Origin of the sequence: Caldibacillus thermoamylovorans, assembly GCF_000751775.1 — a bacterium.
Classification (GTDB): Bacteria; Bacillota; Bacilli; order Bacillales; family Caldibacillaceae; genus Caldifermentibacillus; species Caldifermentibacillus hisashii.
Genome location: NZ_CCRF01000017.1, coordinates 1 through 21,531, shown reverse-complemented (window position 1 = coordinate 21,531; position 21,531 = coordinate 1). Strand labels below are relative to the sequence as shown.

Below are 21,531 nucleotides of genomic sequence, written 5' to 3'. Positions count from 1 at the left end.
AACACACAAAAGTGGGATACCCGTATTCATTTATAAAGTTTTTTCAAGCGCCTAGACTGATGTTTTTCGAGTGAATTTCTTTTGCACCTTCACCGGCTGTAACGATGTAAAATTCAGCCTTATAACCAATTTTCTCTTCGTAAATTTTACCGACTTCCTTGATAAATGCATCCACTTTGTCTTTCTCAACGATCGCAATGGCACAACCGCCAAAACCGGCTCCGGTCATCCTCGCACCGAGAACACCTTCTTGGTTCCAAGCCGCTTCAACAATCGTATCCAATTCTTTCCCTGTTACCTCATAATCATCTCGCAAGGAAATATGGGATTGATTAATTAATTGGCCAAACTGTTCCAGATCGTTTTGTTTTAGTGCTGCGAGCGCCTTTATTGTTCGATCATTTTCATATACGGCATGTTTGGCACGTTTTCTGTGAATGGGATCTTTAATTTCCATTTGTAAACGGTCAAATTCATCGGGTGATAAACTGCCTAAACTGTTAATCTGTACATGTTTTTGTAAATCTTTGAGAGCTTTTTCACATTCACTTCTTCTCTCATTGTACTTAGAATCAGCCAATTCCCTACGTTTATTCGTATTCATAATGACAATCCGGTAGTCTTCCATTTCAATTGGTGCATATTCATATTTCAATGTATGACAATCCAGTAAAATTCCGTGATTTTTTTTACCCATTCCAACAGCAAATTGATCCATGATTCCACTGTTAACACCGATAAACTGGTTTTCCACTTTTTGTCCGAGTTTTACTAAATCAATACGGTCTACTTTCAATTTAAACAGTCCTTCCAACATAACACCGGTAACTAATTCAATGGAAGCCGATGAAGAAAGCCCGGCACCATTTGGAATATTCCCGTAAAATAACACATTAAGACCGGAATCAATTTGATATCCAGCTTCTTTAATATAACTAATCATTCCTTTTGGATAATTTGCCCAATTGTGGTTCAAGTCATATTCCAAATGGTCAAGGTCAAACTCGACTACCCCAATTTCAGGAAAATTTACAGAATACATACGGATTTTCCGATCAGTTCTTTTGCTTGCCAATGCATACGTACCAAATGTAATCGCACAAGGAAAAACATGCCCCCCGTTATAATCGGTATGTTCACCGATTAAATTGATTCTTCCCGGGGCGAAAAACGTCCGGTAACCGCTTCCACCGAATTTGTTAGTAAAAATATCGGCCAGTTGCTCAATATTCATGTCCCAACCTCTTTTCATTAATTATAATTTCCATATTTCATGTTTACTACCATTTACATTATAAAATAAGTTGGTAAAAACATCAATATTTTTTACTTGTTTTTTAGTAAAAAATATTGATGTTTTTACCAGTTGAATCTCTTCGAGCTAAAATTCCCCTTAAACAAAGAAAGTTCTTTTTATTTAATGCTAATTTTAAAAATAGTTATGATTTTATGTGATAATTAATACTTCAATTCGATTATAATATTATTCCTTTATTTGAAGCGAGGCAGTCCAGAAAGTCATTGATGTAGACTTTTTGGTGCCTCATTTTTTATACTTTACTTTATTTTAGTTATTTTGTTGCCTTCTTCTTAGACTACTAAATATTGAAGTTCCTAAAATGATGAATACTATACCGAAAAAGAAAATATTTGTATAATTTGTTGCCGTTGTTGGTAGTTCATTATACTCGGTATTTGTATCCTCATTTATTTTATCACTGTTATTTCCTGTCGTATTATCATTCACAACCGTTATATCATTACCGTTTTCATTATCATTGGCATTTGGTACATTATTGTTAGATGTGGTATCTTTTGTTCCATTGTTATTCTCCGATGTACTGTCATTTTCCACAGGATTTTCGTTCCCGGTTAAATTATCATTTTCTGATTGGCCGCCGTCTCCTACTGAATTGTCAGCAGGGGGGGTAGTATTTGAATTTGTTGGTTGTTCTTCCTTATATTCTCGTGTGTAATTTAAATTGAAGTCATCCAGAGTTCCCCAAGCACCCCCATCCGCCTTGATAACCGCACCAACTGTAACTGTTCCTTCAGTAATAAGAATATCTTTTATTTCCGGATTACTCCAATTTACCCATCCATTTACTGAAGTATTCATCCTGTAAGTTTGATTACCAACTTTAGCATAGATATACATTTCAGAATTATTTGTATCCCCACCTTGTATAAACATGTTAAAGTTGTAATATCCCGGTTTCAAGTTTGTAATAGTCTGTTCTACTTTGAAATCAACTTGTCTATCCGAGTAAAAGTGTAGTGAATAATTTCCAGATTTTGCATCTGTCGCATTGTTTTTAAAATCAGTATGTGGACTGGAGGTCTTTCCGTAAGTTATCTTCCACATTGATCGATCACTATCTTCAAAGCTCGGATTTATAACATAGTTTTTCGGTAATATATTAATTATCGCCTTTGCAGTTAATCCACCCTCAATTGTGCCTTCCACTACATAGGTTCCTACTCCCTTTGCCAAAACATCATTCAACTGATTTTCATTCCAAGTAATTGGTACCTCATCTACATTTCCATTGTTATATATGACTTCCACTATTTCCGGTAAATTGATGGCATCACCCCAATTGGCACGAATTGATACATTTTTAACAACATCAATTTTTAATGGTGCTACTGAACCAGTGTTTACATATTTAAATACATTTAAAGAAGCTAAAGGATGTCCGGAAAAATCAAACAAAGCTTGATTATCAACTGCACTTCCTCCATACCACTTACCTGCATCTTCAGGATCATATTCTGCCGCATAACTGGATGCCCATCCGGATCCATAGGTTTCCCATAATAATTTATTTGATTCTAAATTTTCCGGAGACCCAACAGGTAGCCACGCAGGTTCCCAATAAAACACACCAATACCTGCCGCGCCAACATTGACAACAGCTTCAATTACATCTCGAACCGCATGTGCTTGTCCTTGAACTGTAATCGGATAATTCAATACTTGACCAGCGTCCTTTGGTGCTGTATTCCCATGACCATCACTATCTTCAGCAGTATAAGTATAAGATGTTTCTGCAACCATAACTTTTTTGCCATACGTATCAGCAACATGCTTTAATACAGAAGTTAAATTACCAAGCGTACCGTGCCAGAATGGATAATAAGAACTAGCAAACACATCATATTGAACTCCATTTTCATCCAATGTTTTGGCAATGTTTGCATATCTCCCAACCGTTTCCGGATTGGTAAAATGTAAAGCTACTAAAATATTCGAATCAACATCTTTAACAGCTTTACTTCCTGAATTAAATAATTCACTCATTCTTATCCATTCTGTTTCCCCGGCGATTCCGCCATTTGTTTCGTTTCCTACTTGGACCATACCAATATCAATTCCTTCTTTTAGCATAGATTGTAGGCTTTCTTTGGTATAGTTATAAAGAGCATCTTTTTTCTCTTCAAAGGTTAAATTTTTCCAAGCTTTCGGGGCTTGTTGTTTAGCCGGATCAGCCCAGAAATCAGAATAATGAAAGTCCACTAATAACTTCATTCCATTTGCAGTAGCCCTCTTTCCAATTTCAATCGCTTTTGCTAAGTCATTATTTCCTCCACCATAGCCATTTCCATTACTATCATACGGGTCATTCCAAACCCGAACTCGGACGTAATTCACACCTGCGTCAGCCAAAGTTTGAAAAATATCTTGTTCATCACCTGACCAGTTATAGTATTTTACACCACTCTCTTCCAACGAAATAATACTCGACACATCCACCCCCTTAATAAAATCATCTGAAATCCCTTCGACTCTTTCTATGAAAATATCACTTTCAACAGGCTTTACTTTCTTTTTAAGCTGAAAGTTATCAATATACCCCCAAGCATTTGGTTTGCCTGAAATATTTGCACCAACCTCTATATCAGACTCTTCTGCAACTTCAAACTGCAATGTAATCGTCTCCCAATTATTATAATCATTCGTTTTTTTCACGTCAGAAGTTTGTTCACCGGCAAAAAGTTGTACTTGACCGGCCCCATTACCCAATCCTCCCATCGACTCTACAGATAATTCATAGTAACCTGGTTCCAGTGAAGATACTGTTTGTTTGACAGTAAAAGAACCATTACTTGATGCAGTATTTTTTACCCAATACTTCAAACCATAATTGCCTTCATCAGGATTTAACCATTTATCATCTGAATAATTAAACCGATTGATATTCAAATAATTCCAATTATTTGGTTCAATATTCCAAGCTCCCCCATCCCAAATATCTAATTCAAACCCTCCATTAACTAACAAATTACCTGAATCACTTTCTGCAGCATAGGAAAAATGCAAGCTATTAAAATTTAATATTAAAGAAAAAATGAGAATAAAATAAACAATTACTCTCCTCCGTTTCCCTCTCATAAAATGCCCTCCTCTTTTTAGCGTAACTTTTTATTTTCGTTATAAAGTGTTCTTCTAAAACCGATTAAATACGCTTTTTTAGTCTTTTAAAAAAGCACCCACTCCAAAATACCAACTAGCATTTGAATGGGTGCGAAATCAAAGGAGCAGAAAAAATCAGAATCTACCTACCTTGCTTGCTCAAATATTTTTACTTCATATATTCCAACATCTAAATTCCCGGTCAGTTCTTCACCTGTTATTAAATCTTTAACAACATGGTCAAAGAAAACAACTTGGCTTTGTTCAGTAAAATTCATAACAAAAACATAAATTTTCTCATGATCCTGCCTAACTTGAACAGAAACCCCTTTTTCATGTTTAATAGAGACAATCGGTTTAATCGACAACTCATCCATTAGCTTTAGATAAAAATCTTGATGGAAAGAATGATCTAATCGTCCCCCAATATAGTATGCTTTGCCGTTTTTATAAGAATGACTAGTTACAGCCGGTGTACCCCTATAAAAATCTTGCTTATAAACTCCTTCAATGGTAGCATCTTTCAAGTTTATTACTGTTGCATAATCTTTTAATGGATATGATTTCCCATGAAATTCAACATAATTAACATCTTTTGGGTATAACGTATCTGTTTCAACCGGGTTTATTCCGAAAATTTCTTGTAAATCCGGATGCCATCCACCTAAATAGGTTAAATCAAATTCATTGACAAGACCGCTTATGTAAGTCATGACTAAGTGACCGCCACCTGCAACATACTCCTTCAACCGAGCGATTGTTTTTTCACTGACAAGATATAGCATTGGTACGATCAACAATTTATAACCAAAAAAATCTTGCTTCTTTGTAATGACATCAACAGGAATATCATGTTCCCAAAAAGTTCGATAATGCTCTTGCAATGTTTGTGGATATCGTTTTGATTCCATACCAAAACCTTGTGCATCGTTTAAAGCCCAATTATTTTCCCAATCGTAAAGAATAGCAACTTCTGCCGGACGGTTTGTGCCCACAACATCAGCCAATTTTTCCAACGTTTCACCGACTTTTGCTACTTCTTTAAATACTCGGTTTTCCGAACTATTATCATGGTCCACTACCGCTCCATGGAATTTCTCAGAAGATCCACGAGATTTTCTCCATTGAAAATACATGATACTATCAGAACCGTGGGCAATCATTTGCATTGATGATAATAAATGCATCCCCGGACGTTTCGCTTTATTTACCGGGTGCCAGTTAACATGGCTTGGAGTCGACTCCATTAATAAGAATGGCTGTTGTTTCAAACTCCTGTATAAGTCATCGATAAAACCAACCTTCATTGCCAAATCAGCTGTTGATTCCCAATCATTGTGCCATGCGGGATATGCATCCCAACTAATTACATCTAAATGTTTTGCAAACTTACTATAATCTAAGCTTTGAAATGGTATTAAATCAACTGTATCGGCCATGAAGTTAGTTGTAATAGGAATATTTGGCGTAATTTCTTTCAAAGGAACAATTTCATTTTCAAAAAAAGAAATTGTTTGATCTGTTACAAATCGTTTCCAATCTAGCTTTAACCCATGAACAGCATTTTCCCCAATTGGAGACGGTGACTCAATTTGTGACCAATCACTAAACGTATGACTCCAAAACGGCCCCCACCAAGCATCATTTAAAGCCTTTAAGTTCTTATATTTTTCTTTCAGCCAATTTCTGAAGGCTTTTTGGCAAAAATCACAATGACATTCTCCACCATATTCATTAGACACATGCCACATTAAAAGTGCAGGGTGACTACCGTAACGTTCAGCTAACAAACGATTCATTTTTTGTGTTTTTTCCCGATATACAGGGGATGTGAAACAATGATTATGCCTGCCTCCATGTAGTTGCTTATGCCGGTATTCATTTACCCGCAACACTTCCGGATACTTTTGCGACATCCATGCAGGTCTTGCCCCGCTTGGTGTTGCCAATATTACACGGCCACCAATCTTATGGATGTTCTCAAAGATTTGATCTAGCCATTCAAAATTATAGACTCCTTCTTGCGGTTCAAGCGTACTCCAAGCAAAAATTCCCACCGAAAACGCATTGGTATGAGCCAATTTCATAAGTTTTATATCCTCTTCTAATATATCCGGCCGGTCCAACCATTGATCCGGATTATAATCCCCCCCATGTAACATAAATCTTGCTTCAGTTACATATGTTTTATCCAGTTTTTTCATTTGAAGTTCTCCTTTTTCAATAGAATTATCCCTTTGTACCCCCGGCAGTTAAACCGTTTACGAACTGTTTTTGTAACATTAGGAAGGTAACACCTATTGGGATACTTATTAAAATTGCGCCTGCTGCAAAGGTTGTATAGCTTGCACCCATAACATCATTGACTAAGTTGTACAATCCGATCGGCAAAGTATAGGATTCAGGCGTTCTTAATATTGTTGAGGAAAGGACAAAATCACCAAGTGGGCCAGTGAACCCGTTCATGGCGACTACTGCCAACATCGGTCTGGATAAAGGCATAATAATTTGCCAAAAAATTCTTGTGTTACTTGCTCCGTCAATCTTAGCACTTTCATCTAAATCCATCGGTATTGAATCCATATACCCTTTCATTAAATACGTATTCATCGGTATTTGACCACCTATATATAGTAAAATTAACAACCAGTGATTATTCATCAATCCCAACATTTGCGCTAAAACAAATAATGCAACAAGAGCCGAGAATTGCGGTATCATCTGTAGTAATAAAAATAATGTAAGTCCATTTTTTCTCCCTCTAAATTTAAAGCGAGAAAATGCATAGGCAGTGAAAGAAACACTAATCACAGAACCAATCATTGTAAATACACTTATTTTTAATGAATTTAAATACCATTGACCATATTGCAAACTTTCTTTTCCGGCAAAAAGCTCCTTATAATGGGCTAATGTTGGATTACTCGGAATTATCGATGTACTAATCAAACTATTTCCAGGATTAAAGCTGGCTCCAATTGTCCATAACAATGGATATATGATTATGACCATTACAGCGGCCAAAATAATGTACGTAGCTGCTAAACTAACATTTTTTCTAGCTTTCGTCCCAAGATGCATCTGTTATCACTCCTCTTTAAACGAGTTGGTACGTCTGAACTGCCATAATGCAATCGAAATAACAAATATGGATAGTAAAATTGTAAGGGCAGCTGCAAGTGAATATTGACTTGATTGCATAGTTAACTTATAAATCCAAGATACAAGAATATCCGTTCCACCTGCCGTTGTTCCCGGTACTGCCGGCCCACCGTCATTGAATAAATAGATAATGTTAAAATTATTAAAGTTGAATGTATATTGCGTAATAATAATTGGTGCCATCGCAACCAAAATTAAAGGTAATGTAATATGTCTAAATTTCTTAAATGCGGATGCACCATCAATGATTGCGGCCTCATATAAATCAGACGGAATTGACTGTAAAACACCTGTTGTAACAATAAAAATATATGGAAAACCAAGCCAACCTTGCATCAACAATAATGCGACTCTTGACCATGTTGCATCTGTCATCCACGGAATAGGACTAATGCCAAACATAGCCAATATTTCATTGTTAATAGCTCCGAACGTATCGTTAAACAACCCTGCAAAAATAAGAATGGTAACAAAACCAGGAACCGCCCACGGTAAGATTAGAACTGTACGAATCAACTTTTTAAATCTTAAATCCTTTTGATTTACAAGAACAGCTAGGAAAATACCAATGGAAACTTGCAAGGTAGAGGCAATTAGTGTCCATACAACTGTCCATCCTAGAACATCAAAGAAAGTTGATCTCCAAATATCAACGGTGAAAATATTTTTAAACGTATCAAACCCAACCCAATCAACTAGTTTAGCTGGCGGAGAATGATATAAATCATAGTTTGTGAAGGCTAAAGCAAAACTAAAGAGGATTGGAAAAATTACAGCAAAAATTAGAATAAATAATGAAGGTCCACTGATAAGATATGGATATCCTTGACTAATTAAGTTATGATACTGTTCTTTCAGTGAACTTAATGGTTTATTTTCATCACGCAATTTCCCGTTTTTATAGGCGTCTCGAAAATTCATATAATAGATTGCAAGACCAAAAAAGGTAACAATTACCGCAATAATTCCTTCTGCCAGTAAAAAAATCGAGTTATCTCGAGGAACCTCGGTGCCTAATGTAAATAAACCCCACAAACCCATATCCAGTAAATCCGAAAACGCTACAAAAAATGATAAAGTCAGTACGAAATATATCATTCCTTTTATGAATTGTTTATTATAAAACTGACCCAAACCAGGTATAATCGATAATAGTGTGGCTATCTTTCGGTGTTGCATTGCATTCACCCACTTTTCATTAATCTCTTTCCTAAAAAGCATTCCTTTATAACTAATTGAATTCCAGCAATTGGAGTATTATCGTTTTCCTAAAACTATTTAGAATTTCGAAGTTCTAAAGGAGACAAGAAAGCAATAAATAACATTTTCTTGGATATTGTATTAAACAGTGAATGGCATCACTTTCACAGAAAAAACTGATACCATTCACCGCCCATATTGCTTCAATTATTTGCTTGCATTATTAGCTTCGATTTGTCCTTTAATCGTTTCAACTGCTTGATTAAGGGCATCCTTAGGTTGTGCCTTTCCTGTTGCAATTGTTTGTAGTGCTGCATCAACCGGTTTCCAAACCTGATTCATGGCAGGAATGTTAGGCGTTAGTTCAGCATATTGAGACTGGATGGCAACTGCTTGTGCCACTTCACTTGCTGTTACTGCAGGATCTTCAGCAAGAGCTTTTACAGCTGGTACTTCTTTTGTAGCTTCAAATCTTGTTCTTGAGTTTTCTTCATTAGCTAAAAATTTTACCAATTCCTCCGCTAATTCCGGATTCTTGGAGTAAGAACTTACATTATAGCTTTTTACACCGATAAAAGAACTCATATGTTCACCATTTGGTAGTAAAGGTAATTCTGTAACACCGTAGTTAATACCTGCTGAAGCATAAGGTTCCACGTTCCATGGGCCGGAAATTACAGCAGCGGCTTTTCCTTCAGAGAATAAGCTATCTAACACGTTAATACCTTGTTCACCGATAATACCTGCCGGGAATAATTTATCTTGATAAAATTTCTTGATATATTCCGCTGCTTCAATTGCACCTTCATTATTTAAACCTATATCATTTGGATTATAGGCACCACTATCATCTTTACCAAAAATATAACCGCCATAACCGCTCATAACACCTTGAGCATAGTAAATTTGGTCAAACAATGCTAAAAATCCATAATTTGTACCATCAGTTAATTCTTTTGATAAGTCATACCATTCATCTAATGTTTTTGGTAGTTGATCTTCTGAAATAATATCTTTGTTATAGAAAAGAACGGTTGTTTCAACTGCTTTAGGCAATCCGTAAACTTTACCATCAACTATTTGTGATTGCATGGCAACATCTGTATAAATTGATTTTGTCGAATCATCAACATTCAATTCTTTTAGTAAACCTTCAGTAACGGCAGTTCCTATTTGGTCACTAGGCATTGTAAAGACATCAGGACCTGTACCTGCTGGACCATCCAAACGTAAGTCTTCTATCTGTTGAGCATATGTTTTTTCGACCACTTTTATTTTTACATTATGTTCTTCCTCGAACTTAGCAATTGCATCCTTACTTCCAGCAGATTTCTCGACATCCTCCCAAACTAGTAAATCATAATCTTTATTGTCTGATGAGGCTTTTTCTTTGGAGCCACCTGAATCCGAATCGTCAGGACCACATCCTGCTAAAGCAAGACTCAATGCTAATACACTAACAATGCCTAATAGTTTTTTACTCTTTTTCACCTTAAACATCCCTTCCTTTTATTAAAAGTAGCGAAAGCGTTTTACTAAAATTAATATACCACACAAGATAAAACGTGTAAACAAATGTTTTACTGTTTTTATTAAAATATTTTACTAAAAAGGATTTTATGTTTAATTTTAATTCTTTTGGTACCTTACTCTATATACTTTCTAAAAAAATAAACAACCCATAAACACGTTTTTACAGGTTGTTTTATTCATACATTTCTTATGTTTCCTACGTACTCTTCCTTACAACAAGTTCTGAACCAATATAAACTGTCTTTACAAATTTACGCTTGTTCAATTTTTGCTCTAGTAGTAATTCGATTGCTGTTTTACATAGTTCTTTAATTTCAATATGATACGTCGTTAAAGGAGGTGAAACATATTTCGCGATACTGATATTGTTAATACTAATGACACTTACCCTATTTGGGATTGGAATTCCGTATTCATTAAGAGCTTGCAAACTACCAACTGCTATAGGATCAGCTGCAATAAAAAAAGCTGTCGGTAATTTATCCCCCAGTTTATTTATCGCTGTTTTCATTAAGTTATATCCATTTTCAACTTGAAAGCCCCTGTGAACAAAAATAAAATCTTCATTAAGCAATTTTTTTTCTTTTAAATAACTCCGGAACTTTATTTCACGAATATCCATTTCTTCTAAACCGGTATCCGGATTATGATAGGTTCCGCCAATAAATCCAATATTTGTATGTCCCTTCTCAATCAAATAATTAATTGCGTTTTCTGTAATATAATTGAGGTCAGGACGCACTGAATCATATATATCTGGCGCAGGAGAACTATCAATAAAAACCCCAAAAGGTGTTATGTTCTTTAGATAATCTAGTTCTTTACTGGAAAATGACCCTACGGCAATGAACCCTTCGATATCCTTTGGCAAGACATTTATACCTTGACCAATTTTAAAAATCTGTAAGTCAACATTGTACTTTTTTGCATATTTTTCTACTTCTAATCGAATGGTTTTAAAGTACACGTCTTCCAGCTCTTCTTTATCTGTTAGCCAGTATAAAAAAGCAATATTTTTCACTTGTGGACGGACCGTCTGTTTACGATAATTTAACTTATCTGCAGCCTGAAATATTTTTTCTTTTGTTTCATATGATACTGAAAGGCTTGTATCATTATTTAAAACACGTGATACGGTGGTTATTGAAAAACCAGCTAATTTTGCCACATCTTTAATCGTTGCCATTTTACTCCTCCTACACCCAATCATGTGTAATTTTTTATAACTATCACTTGTAAGTAAAATATTTTACTTTTATTTTACCTTATTTTCATCGTATGCAAAACACTTTCTTTAAACTTTCTTCCACAAAAAAATAAAATATATTTGATCTTTTATAAAATTTTATATGAAAAACAGTTTTAAATCAAAAAGAAACCTTACGAAGTAGGCAAATACGATAAATTATAAGCTGCCACTTCCACTAAGGTTTAAGAACATTTATTTATACACTCTTAAAATCACAATACTATAAGCTGATATTTCATTTAAGTTAACTTTAGCTAGATAAAGGCTTTATACCAATTATTCTTTTCCAGTTTTTTTATATCTATTTTGAGATATTCATGGAAGCCGGTTCCGGGTTTGTTGTCCAGTAATTTCAAAGCATGTAGCTTGAATTTTTTTCAGTATTTCTCCAATCATATATTTATAAAGTTATGCAGTTTCCTTCGTAATCCCTCAACTAGTTAATCTCTGGGGATATAACCAAAGTTAGTTTTTATTTTATTTAACTTGAATTTTTTGGCCATCAAACAAAAAGTCTAACGAGTCAAGAATTTATCGTTAGACCTTTAATTACTATTATCTTTTTACAATTTCATTTACTTTTTCCAGAACAGCTGATTGTAATGTTGTCACCAATTCCTCACTATTTTCTAAAGATGTACCCTTGACAGCAAAGTAGAATTTACATTTTGGCTCCGTACCGGATGGGCGGACACAGAACCAAGATCCGTCCTCAAGGAAGTATTTCAAGACGTTGGATTTTGGTAAACTGATTGGATTTAATTTACCATTGCTTAATTGTTTGCGAATGCTTGCTTTATAATCCTCCACAGCAGTCACGCGAATACCGGCTATTTCCTTTGGCGGATTGGAACGGAATTCTTCTAAAATGTTCGCAATTTGTTCGGCTCCGTCTTTTCCTTTTAATGTCAAGGATGATAATGCTTCTTTGTAATAGCCGTATTTTTCAAAAATCTCCATTAATGCATCATACAAGCTTTTTCCTTGAGCTTTGTAGAAAGCTGCCACTTCTGCCGCAAAAATGGCCGCTTGTACAGCATCCTTATCACGGACAAAGTCACCAATTAAATAGCCGTAACTTTCTTCATAGCCAAATAGGAAGTTATGTTTACCTGTTTTCTCATATTCTTTGATTTTTTCACCGATGAATTTAAAGCCGGTTAATGTATCAAATGTCGGAATTCCAAAACTTTCCGCAATTGCTCGACCAATTTCCGAAGTAACAATCGTTTTTAGAACGATACCATTTTCAGGAAGTAATCCCTTTTCTTCCTTTTGTGATAACAAGTAGTGGAGCATAATGGCGCCGGTTTGGTTTCCGGTCAACACTTGATATTCACCTTCTGCATTTTTTACGGCAACCCCGAGCCGGTCCGAATCCGGGTCAGTACCTAATAAAATGTCAGCATCTATTTCCTTCCCGTATTTAATCGCCAGTTCAAAAGCAGCATGTTCTTCCGGGTTTGGTGATTTTACCGTTGAGAAATTAGGATCCGGTTGTTCTTGTTCTTTTACAACTGTCACGTTTTTAAACCCAAATTGTTTTAACCCCTCTTGAACTAATTTATTTGCTGTTCCATGTAATGGTGTAAAGACGATTTTTAATTCTTCGCCAACTTTTTCAACGATTTCTTTATTTAGTTGAATTTTGGCAACATTTTCCAAATAGATTTGATCAATGTCCTCACCAATGTATTGAAGTAAGCCGTTTGCCAATAATTCTTCTTTTCCGGTTACTTCGATTGACAGTTCATCTTCTACACTGTTTACAAAGTTGGTAAGTGCATCTGCCTGTTTTGGCGGAAGCTGACCACCGTCATCCCCATAAACTTTATAACCATTGTATTCAGGTGGGTTATGACTGGCTGTGACCATAACACCGGCAGCAGCTCCTAAATGACGAACGGCAAAAGATAGTTCAGGTGTTGGTCGTAATTCTGAGAATAGATAGGACTTAATGCCATGTTTCCCAACTGTTTTCGCCACTTCTAAGGCAAATTCAGGTGACATATGTCTCGAATCGTAGCTAATAACGACGCCTCGTTTTGCACTCTCTTCACCTTTGCTTAATAAATATTGTGCAAGACCCTCCGATGCTTTACGAATAGTATAAATATTCATCCGGTTTGTACCCGGTCCAATTTCCCCACGCATTCCACCTGTACCAAATTCGAGATTTTTGTAAAAGAGTTCTTCTAAGGACTTTTCATCTTCTTTCAGCTTATATAGTTGTTCCTTTAAATCTCCATCCAGTGATTCATTGTTTAACCACTTATCAGCAATTTCTTTCCAACTCATGAAATATCCCTCACTAACCGATAATATTATTGAAAGACTCTTTTTCCATTATAACAAATATCGTTTAGGATGGACATGCTCTGTTAGTAAGAATGGACTACTGATTTTTCCAGCATGATTACATCTTACACCTATTTAATATCTCTTCTTTTAATACTACTGCGTGATTCTTTTCGGTATCTTTTGCACCGTAGAGGAGTATGACATTGTTTTCATCCAACATTTGGCAAATTTCGTCGACTTTTTGACATTTCTCTTCATCATTCCTGAGCTCTTGGAAATATTTTAAGCGGAATTCCTCGAATCGCTCCGGTTTATGGCCAAACCACTTTCTCAACTCACTCGACGGTGCTACCTCTTTAAACCAATAATCAATATTGGCATCTTCCTTCTTGATTCCCCTAGGCCAAAGTCGGTCGATTAGGATATGGATTCCTTCCGGGGTTATGGATTTATCATATATTCTATGTAAGATGATTTGATTCATTTTCACTCACTTCCGTTCATTTACTTGCCACGAATTTTGGGACAGTTAGATCTTTAAGGTGGGTTGCCTTAGCTTAACATAATTTGCTGGAAAAAAAGAGGTAACCACCAAACCTGCAAAAAAGGCTGGCGGTTATGATATAAATCATTAAATTTATGTTAAGCGACTGTTTATAAACCATTCACCATAGTCTTCAAGGATTTGTTTTTGCTTTTCGTTCATGTGCATAGGCTCCAAATCTAGCAGTGGGAAAACTACCTTTTTCCTACCAAATCTTGTATTTACAAGAATTCCATATTTTTCATCAAAATCACTTATGGCGTGAACGTTTAACACATCTCCCTGCAGAACGATTGTACCGGGCTCCTGCCACTCTATGACTTTTGCCTTAAACGGGAAATCGAATGCATTGTTTATATGTTTGATCCAAATTTGTTCTTCATCCGGGAAATCTTTCATCTTGTTTATGCACTTTCTTTATGAAAAATAGGGAATCGCATGAATTTCAAGTCAGTTTATGTACAGCTGAATCCTAGAAGAGGTTAAGAATCGACACGGTTTAACCTTCTTTTAAAATCTGCTTTATCTCATCCTCCGAAAAACCGGTTAAAGAAATAATCGTTTCTATGTCTAAACCTGCATTCGCCATTTTTTGTGCCATCTTTCTCCGCTCGAGGAATTGCCCTTCTCTTTTTCCTTCCTCAATTCCTTCTTTTCTACCTACTTTTCTTCCTTCTTCTTTACCTTCCTTTTTCCATCTCTCAAGTAACTCACCAAAGGTAATAATTTCTTTTGTCTTTTCCGCTTGAGCCATGTCCATACCCTCCTTATTAAAAATTTGGTAAACCTCTTGGATATACTGCTCATTTAATTCATGAGGTAAGTATAAAATATTGTCAACAAACTTCAATAACTTAATCCCGATATCTGATTCGCCAAATGGATATCTTTTCTTTATTATTTCTATGAGTTTTAATTTGTATGTGTACCGTTCTTCGGGATTTGTTCTTGTTTTTGCTTGGTACTGGCCGGCTAATAGCGCAAGAGCAAATGGATTATTCGACTTTAATAGTTGAATTTCCGAGAAGTCGAATAAATGGTGAACCTGAAATCGAAATAGAATGCTTGTCCCATAAAACTGATGATGAAATTTAGAAAGTTGTCTGTATGAAGGATGTGTGACAAGGACAATTGAAAAAATATTTTTCCTATCTTTATCGAAAATCTTGTAGTATGTTTTCAGCATTCGCTCTGAAACATCTTGACCATCGCCTTGGATTTCGATATGAATGGCCGCCTGAGCTTTCTTTCTCCCTTTTAATGTGACAAGAAAAATCTTATCCGCAATATTTTTTCCTTTCTTTTGCTTTGATGCCAATGGATATAACTCTTGTTCAATCGGTTGCGGTTTATTGAAAAAATCAATTTTCTCAAAAAGATGTGGTTCAACTAGGAGTAAAAATTCATTGAAAAAATCCGTTATAACTTCTTTCCAGTGGCGGTCAAAATCAATCTCATAGGCATCATACTTTTTTTCCTCATTCACTAATAGCAGATCATTCAATCGAATAATTCCCCCCCTTTTATCCTTAAAAAAATATATTAAAAACAGAACAATTATTCTAATGGGATATATCAAAAAATTACCGGTAAATCCTTCTACCGCTTCCAATTTTACAGATAAGGTTGAACACTGCTGCATAGCTATCGAATAAACTAAACTTTCAAACCTACCACTATAAGGAAAATCCCAATCTGTAAATTATCTCGGAATTTTACAAAATTATTAAACCACGATGGTTAATCCTGTCACAACAGTCTTCAAAATATGGTTAATCATTGCCTTTTTCCATGATTAATTTTATTTCCTCCACAGGTAATTCAGTAATTTTTGCAATGATGTTTAGAGGAAAGCCTTCCTTTATCATATTTTGGGCTATTTTTCGTTTCTCTTCATTTCTTCCAATTTCTTTTCCGATTTCCTTCCCGATTTCCTTCCCTTTTTCCTCATAAGAAATCGGCAATTCCATAATTTTGCTTGCTAATTCAGGATCTAATTTGTTAACCTCTTGCATGAGAACTTTCTCCTCCTCATCGGTCAATTTTAAATACCTTTCAAAAAAACCATAGATCAACCGTTGACGTGCCGGGTCAAGTTGCATTCGAACCAGCATTCGCAAAAATTCTTTCTTCACTTCAACCCTTTCTGCTTCTGTAAAGCCCATCTTACAGAGTAGTGCTGCTGCAACCAGGTTGTTCGAGTGAATAAAATCACGCCAACGCAATTTTCGCAATGTCAATGTTAAAAATTGAAAGCTTAATACATGGAAGAATGGAAAGCTCATCGTAAATTCATTTTTTTCGTTATAGTTCTTGTCATACGTAAAGACTGCAATGGGTAAAATTGGTTTCCTATACTTATTATAAAGCAAGCTAAAGTAAAGATACATGCGCTCATGAAAATTTGTTTGATAGTAGCTTTGTGGTTCGACATGAATAATGAGTATTGTTTCTTCCCCTTTTAGTTTTGCTTCGATAACAATATCGGCACGCCGACTTTCGCCTCCCAAAAGATCTGTGAATACTTCCTCAGAAAGCGGCCGAATCGCCGAAAAGTCGATATACTTGTGCACTTCAGGAAAAAACAACTCGAGAAATTCTGCGAAAAACGTATGAAGTAATTCTTTAAAAAGTTGGTCATGGTCTGTATACCTTGACGTACCTGCATCTTCATAAACATAGAAAAGAACAGGCATATGGTCACTCCTTTTTAAAATATAATTTCATACTTGGGGGATGGAAGTGTTCGTGCAATTGAATCAGGAAAAATAAGTAAGAGGGATTGTATACAATTTTCGACATTAACAAAAAAATTCCTGCAAAAAAATGTAATATTTTTTCTATTAAATGTTTATTAAGCTAGCTATCATCACGATAATTCATTTATAATAAGACACTTGCAAACTAAGCTTTTATTAACTCCGGAAGCAAATACAAAAAGATAACTGAGCCAGCTCTGCTCATTTATTCACATTCATGAAAAATACACTTTGGCCTATATACGGTTTCACATATTTGTTTTTCTAAAAATATTTACATGTGGGGCTGATTTCTTCCGGATTACACTATTTAATTTGAGCATCTTTCATCGGTTGATAAGAAATATTTATTCTATAACGGATAGCCCCTTATATTACTGAACTACAACTGAAGTTTCAGTTTATTTATCTCTGAATAGTTGGATTATCATTGTTTATCAGCATTATCATTTGGGGCTATCCCCAATATCCTCGATTTCAGTTTTTTAGGACCGTTTTTATTTCAACAACTCTTCCACTTTGTTTACAACATTTTCAACGGTGAATCCATATTCCTCTATTAATTTATTGCCATTTCCGGATGCACCAAATGTGTTTATGCCAAGAACTGCTCCTTTTTCACCAACGTATTTTTCCCAACCGAAAGGAGATCCCATCTCGATTGCAAGACGAGGCTTCACTGTAGAAGGTAAGACAGATTCTTTATAAGCTTCATCTTGTTGTTCAAAGCGATCCCATGAAGGCATACTCACAACATCAACAGAAATTCCGCTTTCTATTAATACTTCTTGTGCCCGTATTGCTAGTTGAACTTCTGAACCTGTCGCAATTACTAACGCATCCGGAACTTCTTTTTCACCTTTACTGATTATATATGCCCCATGTTTTACACCTACATACGCATTTTTTGCTGTCCCTTCTAATGTTGGCAAGTTTTGGCGAGTCAATACTAATACCGTTGGCTGGTCTTTGCTTTCCAAAGCGAGACGCCATGCAGCTTGGACTTCATTCGCATCTGCCGGCCGGATAACCGAAAGATTAGGAATGGCTCTTAATCCAGCTAATTGTTCAACGGGTTGGTGGGTTGGACCATCTTCTCCTACCGCAATTGAATCATGAGTAAATACATAGGTTACCGGCACACTCATTAAAGCAGATAAGCGAATCGCTGGTTTTAAGTAGTCACTAAATACGAAGAAGGTAGCTCCTTGAACTTTTACACCTCCGTGAAGTGCCATCCCGTTCAGCGCTGCACCCATTGCAAATTCCCGAACACCAAACCAAATATTTCTGCCTGAGTAATTTTCCGGGCAAAAATCACCTTGTCCAACCATATAATTTTTGTTTGATTCAAATAAGTCAGCACTACCACCAATTAAATTTGTAACTTTTTTCACAATGGCATTTAACACTTTACTGGAAGAAACACGAGTTGCGACCGTTTCTCCGGGTGTGAATACCGGTAAATCCTTGTCCCAGCCACTCGGAAGTTCACCGCTAATGGCAGTTTGAAATTCAGTTGCCTTTTCAACATATTTTTCTTTATATTCAGTAAATGTCTTTTCCCACTTCTCTTCAGCAGCCTTACCTGATTCTACAATTTTTTCATTGAAATCAGCATAAACTTCCTCTGGTACTTCAAATTCCGGATAATGCCAGCTGTAAAATTCTTTTGTTAATTTGCTTTCATCTTTACCGAGCGGTGCACCGTGTGATTTAGAAGAACCGGACTTATTTGGTGACCCGTAACCGATAACTGTTTTTATTTCGATTAATGTCGGTTGATCTGTATTTAATCTAGCCTCTTTTATTGCTTGACGGATAGCGTTTAAATCGTTACCGTCTTCAACGCGCAACACTTGCCAACCAAGCGCTTCAAAACGTTTTTGAACATTATCGGAGTTTGTTAGGCTCAAATCTCCATCTAATGAAATATCGTTTGAATCATATAGGACAACCAATTTGCCAAGTTTTAAATGTCCGGCAAGTGATGTTGCTTCATGGGAAATGCCTTCCATTAAGTCCCCGTCACCGACAAGAGCATAAGTATAATGGTCAACAATTTTTAAATCTTCCCGATTATATTTTGCAGCTAGGAAACACTCTGCCATTGCCATTCCAACTGCCATTGATATCCCTTGACCCAATGGACCGGTTGTCGCTTCAACACCGTCCGTATGATGGACTTCCGGATGCCCCGGTGTTTTTGAACCCAATTGACGGAAGTTTTTTAAGTCATCAATTGTAACATGATAACCGGATAGATGTAACAAACTGTATAATAATGCAGAGCCATGACCGGCAGATAAAACAAAACGATCGCGATTAAACCATTTTGGGTTTTTCGGATTATGTTTCATAAATTCGGTCCATAGCACATATGCCATTGGTGCTGCACCCATTGGTAATCCCGGGTGACCGGAGTTTGCCTTTTCAATCATATCAATGGATAATGTTCGAAGCGCATTGACTGATAATTGTTCAACAGAAACGGTGCTAACCATTAGATTTCCTCCTATAGTTTCTATTTTTGTTAAATCAAGTGCAATAGTTGACCGCAAATTGCCCTAATCTATGAAAGGTTTATCACCCAAAAAGGTTAGATATAGTATTGTTTAAAATTGATATAACAAATCATCGTGCTTCGAATGTAAGATTGTTAGAAAAATACATCTTTTTGGGTGTAAACCATAAAGAACTAGTTACTCTTTTTTCGGAACCTTTTTCCAGTCTTCTAAAAATTGTTTAATTCCTTTTTCTGTTAAAGGGTGGCTCCATAGTTTAGGAAATAGATTCCCGGGGATTGTGGCAATATCTGCACCGGCAATTGCCGCCTCTTCAACATGTTGGAGATTCCGTACACTTGCAGTAATAATTTCTGTTTCGTAATTGTAGTTGGAAAGTACTGTCTTTAGACGTTTAATTAATTGAAGACCTTCCGTACCTATATCATCAAGTCTTCCTACAAATGGGCTAACATAAGTTGCACCGGCTTTTGCAGCCATTAATCCTTGAGCAACAGTGAATATTAATGTAACATTTGTTTTAATACCTTCTTTGGAAAGAATATGGACAGCTGCCAAACCTGCTTCGGTCATCGGGATTTTTACAACGACATTTGGAGCCCATGTTGCAAGAACTCTCGCTTCCTCAACCATTTCTTCTGTTGTTAAACCGATAACTTCTGCACTTACCGGACCGTCTACTATACTACAAATCTCTTTAATAACTTCTTCAAAATCTCTGCCTTCATGAGCGATAATCGTTGGATTGGTCGTTACACCATTGACTAAACCAAGACGTTTTACACGTTTTATTTCATCAATATTTGCTGTATCAAGAAAAAACTTCATGAATCTTACCTCCTATACTTTTTGAGTTAGTTATTTTATAAAGGAAACACTGACGTCCCAATAACTAGAGACAGGAAACACTTTGTTCACTAAAAAACCAGTGGCATGTTTTCGATTGTGATTGGATTTTTTGGAATTACTTTTGCCGGTTTTTAATTTATATTTAAATTTTTTCTATGTCAAAATTCGTTTCAAAACCAGGGTTTTTCCTTACTTGCAAAAATGTTCTGTTTCAACATACCGTAGTTTCTTATCTTTTCCATGAATGATTATTGATTTTGTAATAAATTTATTATTGTTTTGGCGGATTCCACTGATTAACATGTTGTTTGTAATACCAGTTGCAACAAAAAGGCAATCTTCTGCATTGACTAGTTGGTCATGGGTAAGTGCCTGTTTCGGATCAGGTAGTCCCATTTGTTTACATCTTTCGTACTCTTCATTTGTTCGAGGCAGTAATCTCGCTTGCATATCCACGTGAGCAGCATCGCTGGGTTTCCATTGCCCAGCTATTTTTAAGCCGACGGACTGCGTTCCCATCTGTCCTATGGAAAATACTTGTGCCAATTGAAGATTCTAGGCATCCATCCTCTCACCTAGATACATGCCCGAAGTATGTCCAAATGCCTCTGGGCCCTTTTGTATCAAGGGATCAGAGGCATTTTGTTTGCATAGCTACTGTCGAACTCGGGTTACATCGTCATTACCTTTAATATCAAAGGCGATTCTGAAAAGAAAAAGCAGGAGTTTATCCTGCCCAGTTGCTTAATTACAACGTTCATAATGAGAAATTTCGTTTCGTTGAAATTGAAGAATTTTAAATCATCGTTTGCATTAATATCCAGAAAAAATCTGCACATAGAGCAGATATGTAAGAGTTTATTCATCCTGCCTTTGTTGTGGTGAAGGCTCCCTGTGTAATTATTTCCTTTCGGCATCTCTAATTTCTCATTTTTACTAAAAATAGTTCAATATTTCACGCGGCGCAAAGTTTTCTATTTTCTGCAACTTTT

The 21,531-nt window shown here is 36.0% G+C and carries 15 protein-coding genes; all 15 read right to left on the bottom strand.

Annotation, left to right across the window (positions count from 1 at the left end; genetic code table 11):
• Positions 1–43 precede the first annotated feature (43 nt).
• The 15 genes from BT1A1_RS02480 to BT1A1_RS02410 all read right to left on the bottom strand — a co-directional run bounded on the left by BT1A1_RS02480 (position 44) and on the right by BT1A1_RS02410 (position 21,058).
• Positions 44–1,234 carry a galactokinase gene (locus BT1A1_RS02480; RefSeq protein WP_034767753.1) on the bottom strand — a complete coding sequence of 397 codons (1,191 nt, stop codon included), beginning with the start codon at positions 1,232–1,234 and terminating at the stop codon, positions 44–46.
• 333 nt (positions 1,235–1,567) lie between these two features.
• Positions 1,568–4,396: a glycosyl hydrolase 53 family protein gene (locus BT1A1_RS02475; protein WP_051988968.1), complete on the bottom strand. Its 2,829-nt coding sequence runs from the start codon at positions 4,394–4,396 to the stop codon at positions 1,568–1,570.
• 167 nt (positions 4,397–4,563) lie between these two features.
• The gene (locus BT1A1_RS02470) at positions 4,564–6,621 is read right to left on the bottom strand and encodes a beta-galactosidase (RefSeq protein ID WP_034767752.1); all 2,058 of its coding nucleotides are present in this window, start codon (positions 6,619–6,621) and stop codon (positions 4,564–4,566) included.
• 25 nt (positions 6,622–6,646) lie between these two features.
• Positions 6,647–7,498, bottom strand: a complete 852-nt coding sequence (locus BT1A1_RS02465; protein WP_034767751.1) for a galactooligosaccharide ABC transporter permease GanQ — start codon at positions 7,496–7,498, stop codon at positions 6,647–6,649.
• Positions 7,499–7,504: 6 nt separating this feature from the next.
• Entirely contained in the window at positions 7,505–8,758 is a 1,254-nt protein-coding gene (locus BT1A1_RS02460) for a galactooligosaccharide ABC transporter permease GanP (protein WP_034767750.1), read from the bottom strand.
• 228 nt (positions 8,759–8,986) lie between these two features.
• Complete coding sequence (locus tag BT1A1_RS02455; protein WP_419468897.1) at positions 8,987–10,270, bottom strand: galactooligosaccharide ABC transporter substrate-binding protein GanS; 1,284 nt, start codon at positions 10,268–10,270, stop codon at positions 8,987–8,989.
• Positions 10,271–10,508: 238 nt separating this feature from the next.
• A complete protein-coding gene (locus tag BT1A1_RS02450) occupies positions 10,509–11,498 on the bottom strand; it encodes a LacI family DNA-binding transcriptional regulator (protein WP_034767747.1) in 990 nt (329 codons plus the stop codon).
• A gap of 618 nt (positions 11,499–12,116) precedes the next feature.
• Entirely contained in the window at positions 12,117–13,859 is a 1,743-nt protein-coding gene (locus BT1A1_RS02445; protein ID WP_034767745.1) for a phospho-sugar mutase, read from the bottom strand.
• Between the two features lie 118 nt (positions 13,860–13,977).
• Positions 13,978–14,346: a DUF488 domain-containing protein gene (locus tag BT1A1_RS02440; RefSeq protein ID WP_034767743.1), complete on the bottom strand. Its 369-nt coding sequence runs from the start codon at positions 14,344–14,346 to the stop codon at positions 13,978–13,980.
• A gap of 153 nt (positions 14,347–14,499) precedes the next feature.
• On the bottom strand, positions 14,500–14,805 hold the full coding sequence (locus tag BT1A1_RS02435) for a calcium-binding protein (protein WP_034767741.1): 306 nt from the start codon (positions 14,803–14,805) through the stop codon (positions 14,500–14,502).
• A 100-nt stretch (positions 14,806–14,905) separates the two neighbouring features.
• The gene (locus BT1A1_RS02430) at positions 14,906–15,910 is read right to left on the bottom strand and encodes an RpnC/YadD family protein (protein WP_034767739.1); all 1,005 of its coding nucleotides are present in this window, start codon (positions 15,908–15,910) and stop codon (positions 14,906–14,908) included.
• A gap of 268 nt (positions 15,911–16,178) precedes the next feature.
• Positions 16,179–17,102, bottom strand: a complete 924-nt coding sequence (locus tag BT1A1_RS02425; RefSeq protein WP_034767738.1) for an Rpn family recombination-promoting nuclease/putative transposase — start codon at positions 17,100–17,102, stop codon at positions 16,179–16,181.
• Between the two features lie 560 nt (positions 17,103–17,662).
• Positions 17,663–19,669 carry a transketolase gene (tkt, locus tag BT1A1_RS02420; RefSeq protein ID WP_034767737.1) on the bottom strand — a complete coding sequence of 669 codons (2,007 nt, stop codon included), beginning with the start codon at positions 19,667–19,669 and terminating at the stop codon, positions 17,663–17,665.
• Positions 19,670–19,867: 198 nt separating this feature from the next.
• Positions 19,868–20,518, bottom strand: a complete 651-nt coding sequence (gene fsa, locus BT1A1_RS02415) for a fructose-6-phosphate aldolase (RefSeq protein ID WP_034767736.1) — start codon at positions 20,516–20,518, stop codon at positions 19,868–19,870.
• A gap of 210 nt (positions 20,519–20,728) precedes the next feature.
• Entirely contained in the window at positions 20,729–21,058 is a 330-nt protein-coding gene (locus BT1A1_RS02410) for a fructose-bisphosphatase class II (RefSeq protein WP_156103148.1), read from the bottom strand.
• Between the last annotated feature and the right edge of the window lie 473 nt (positions 21,059–21,531).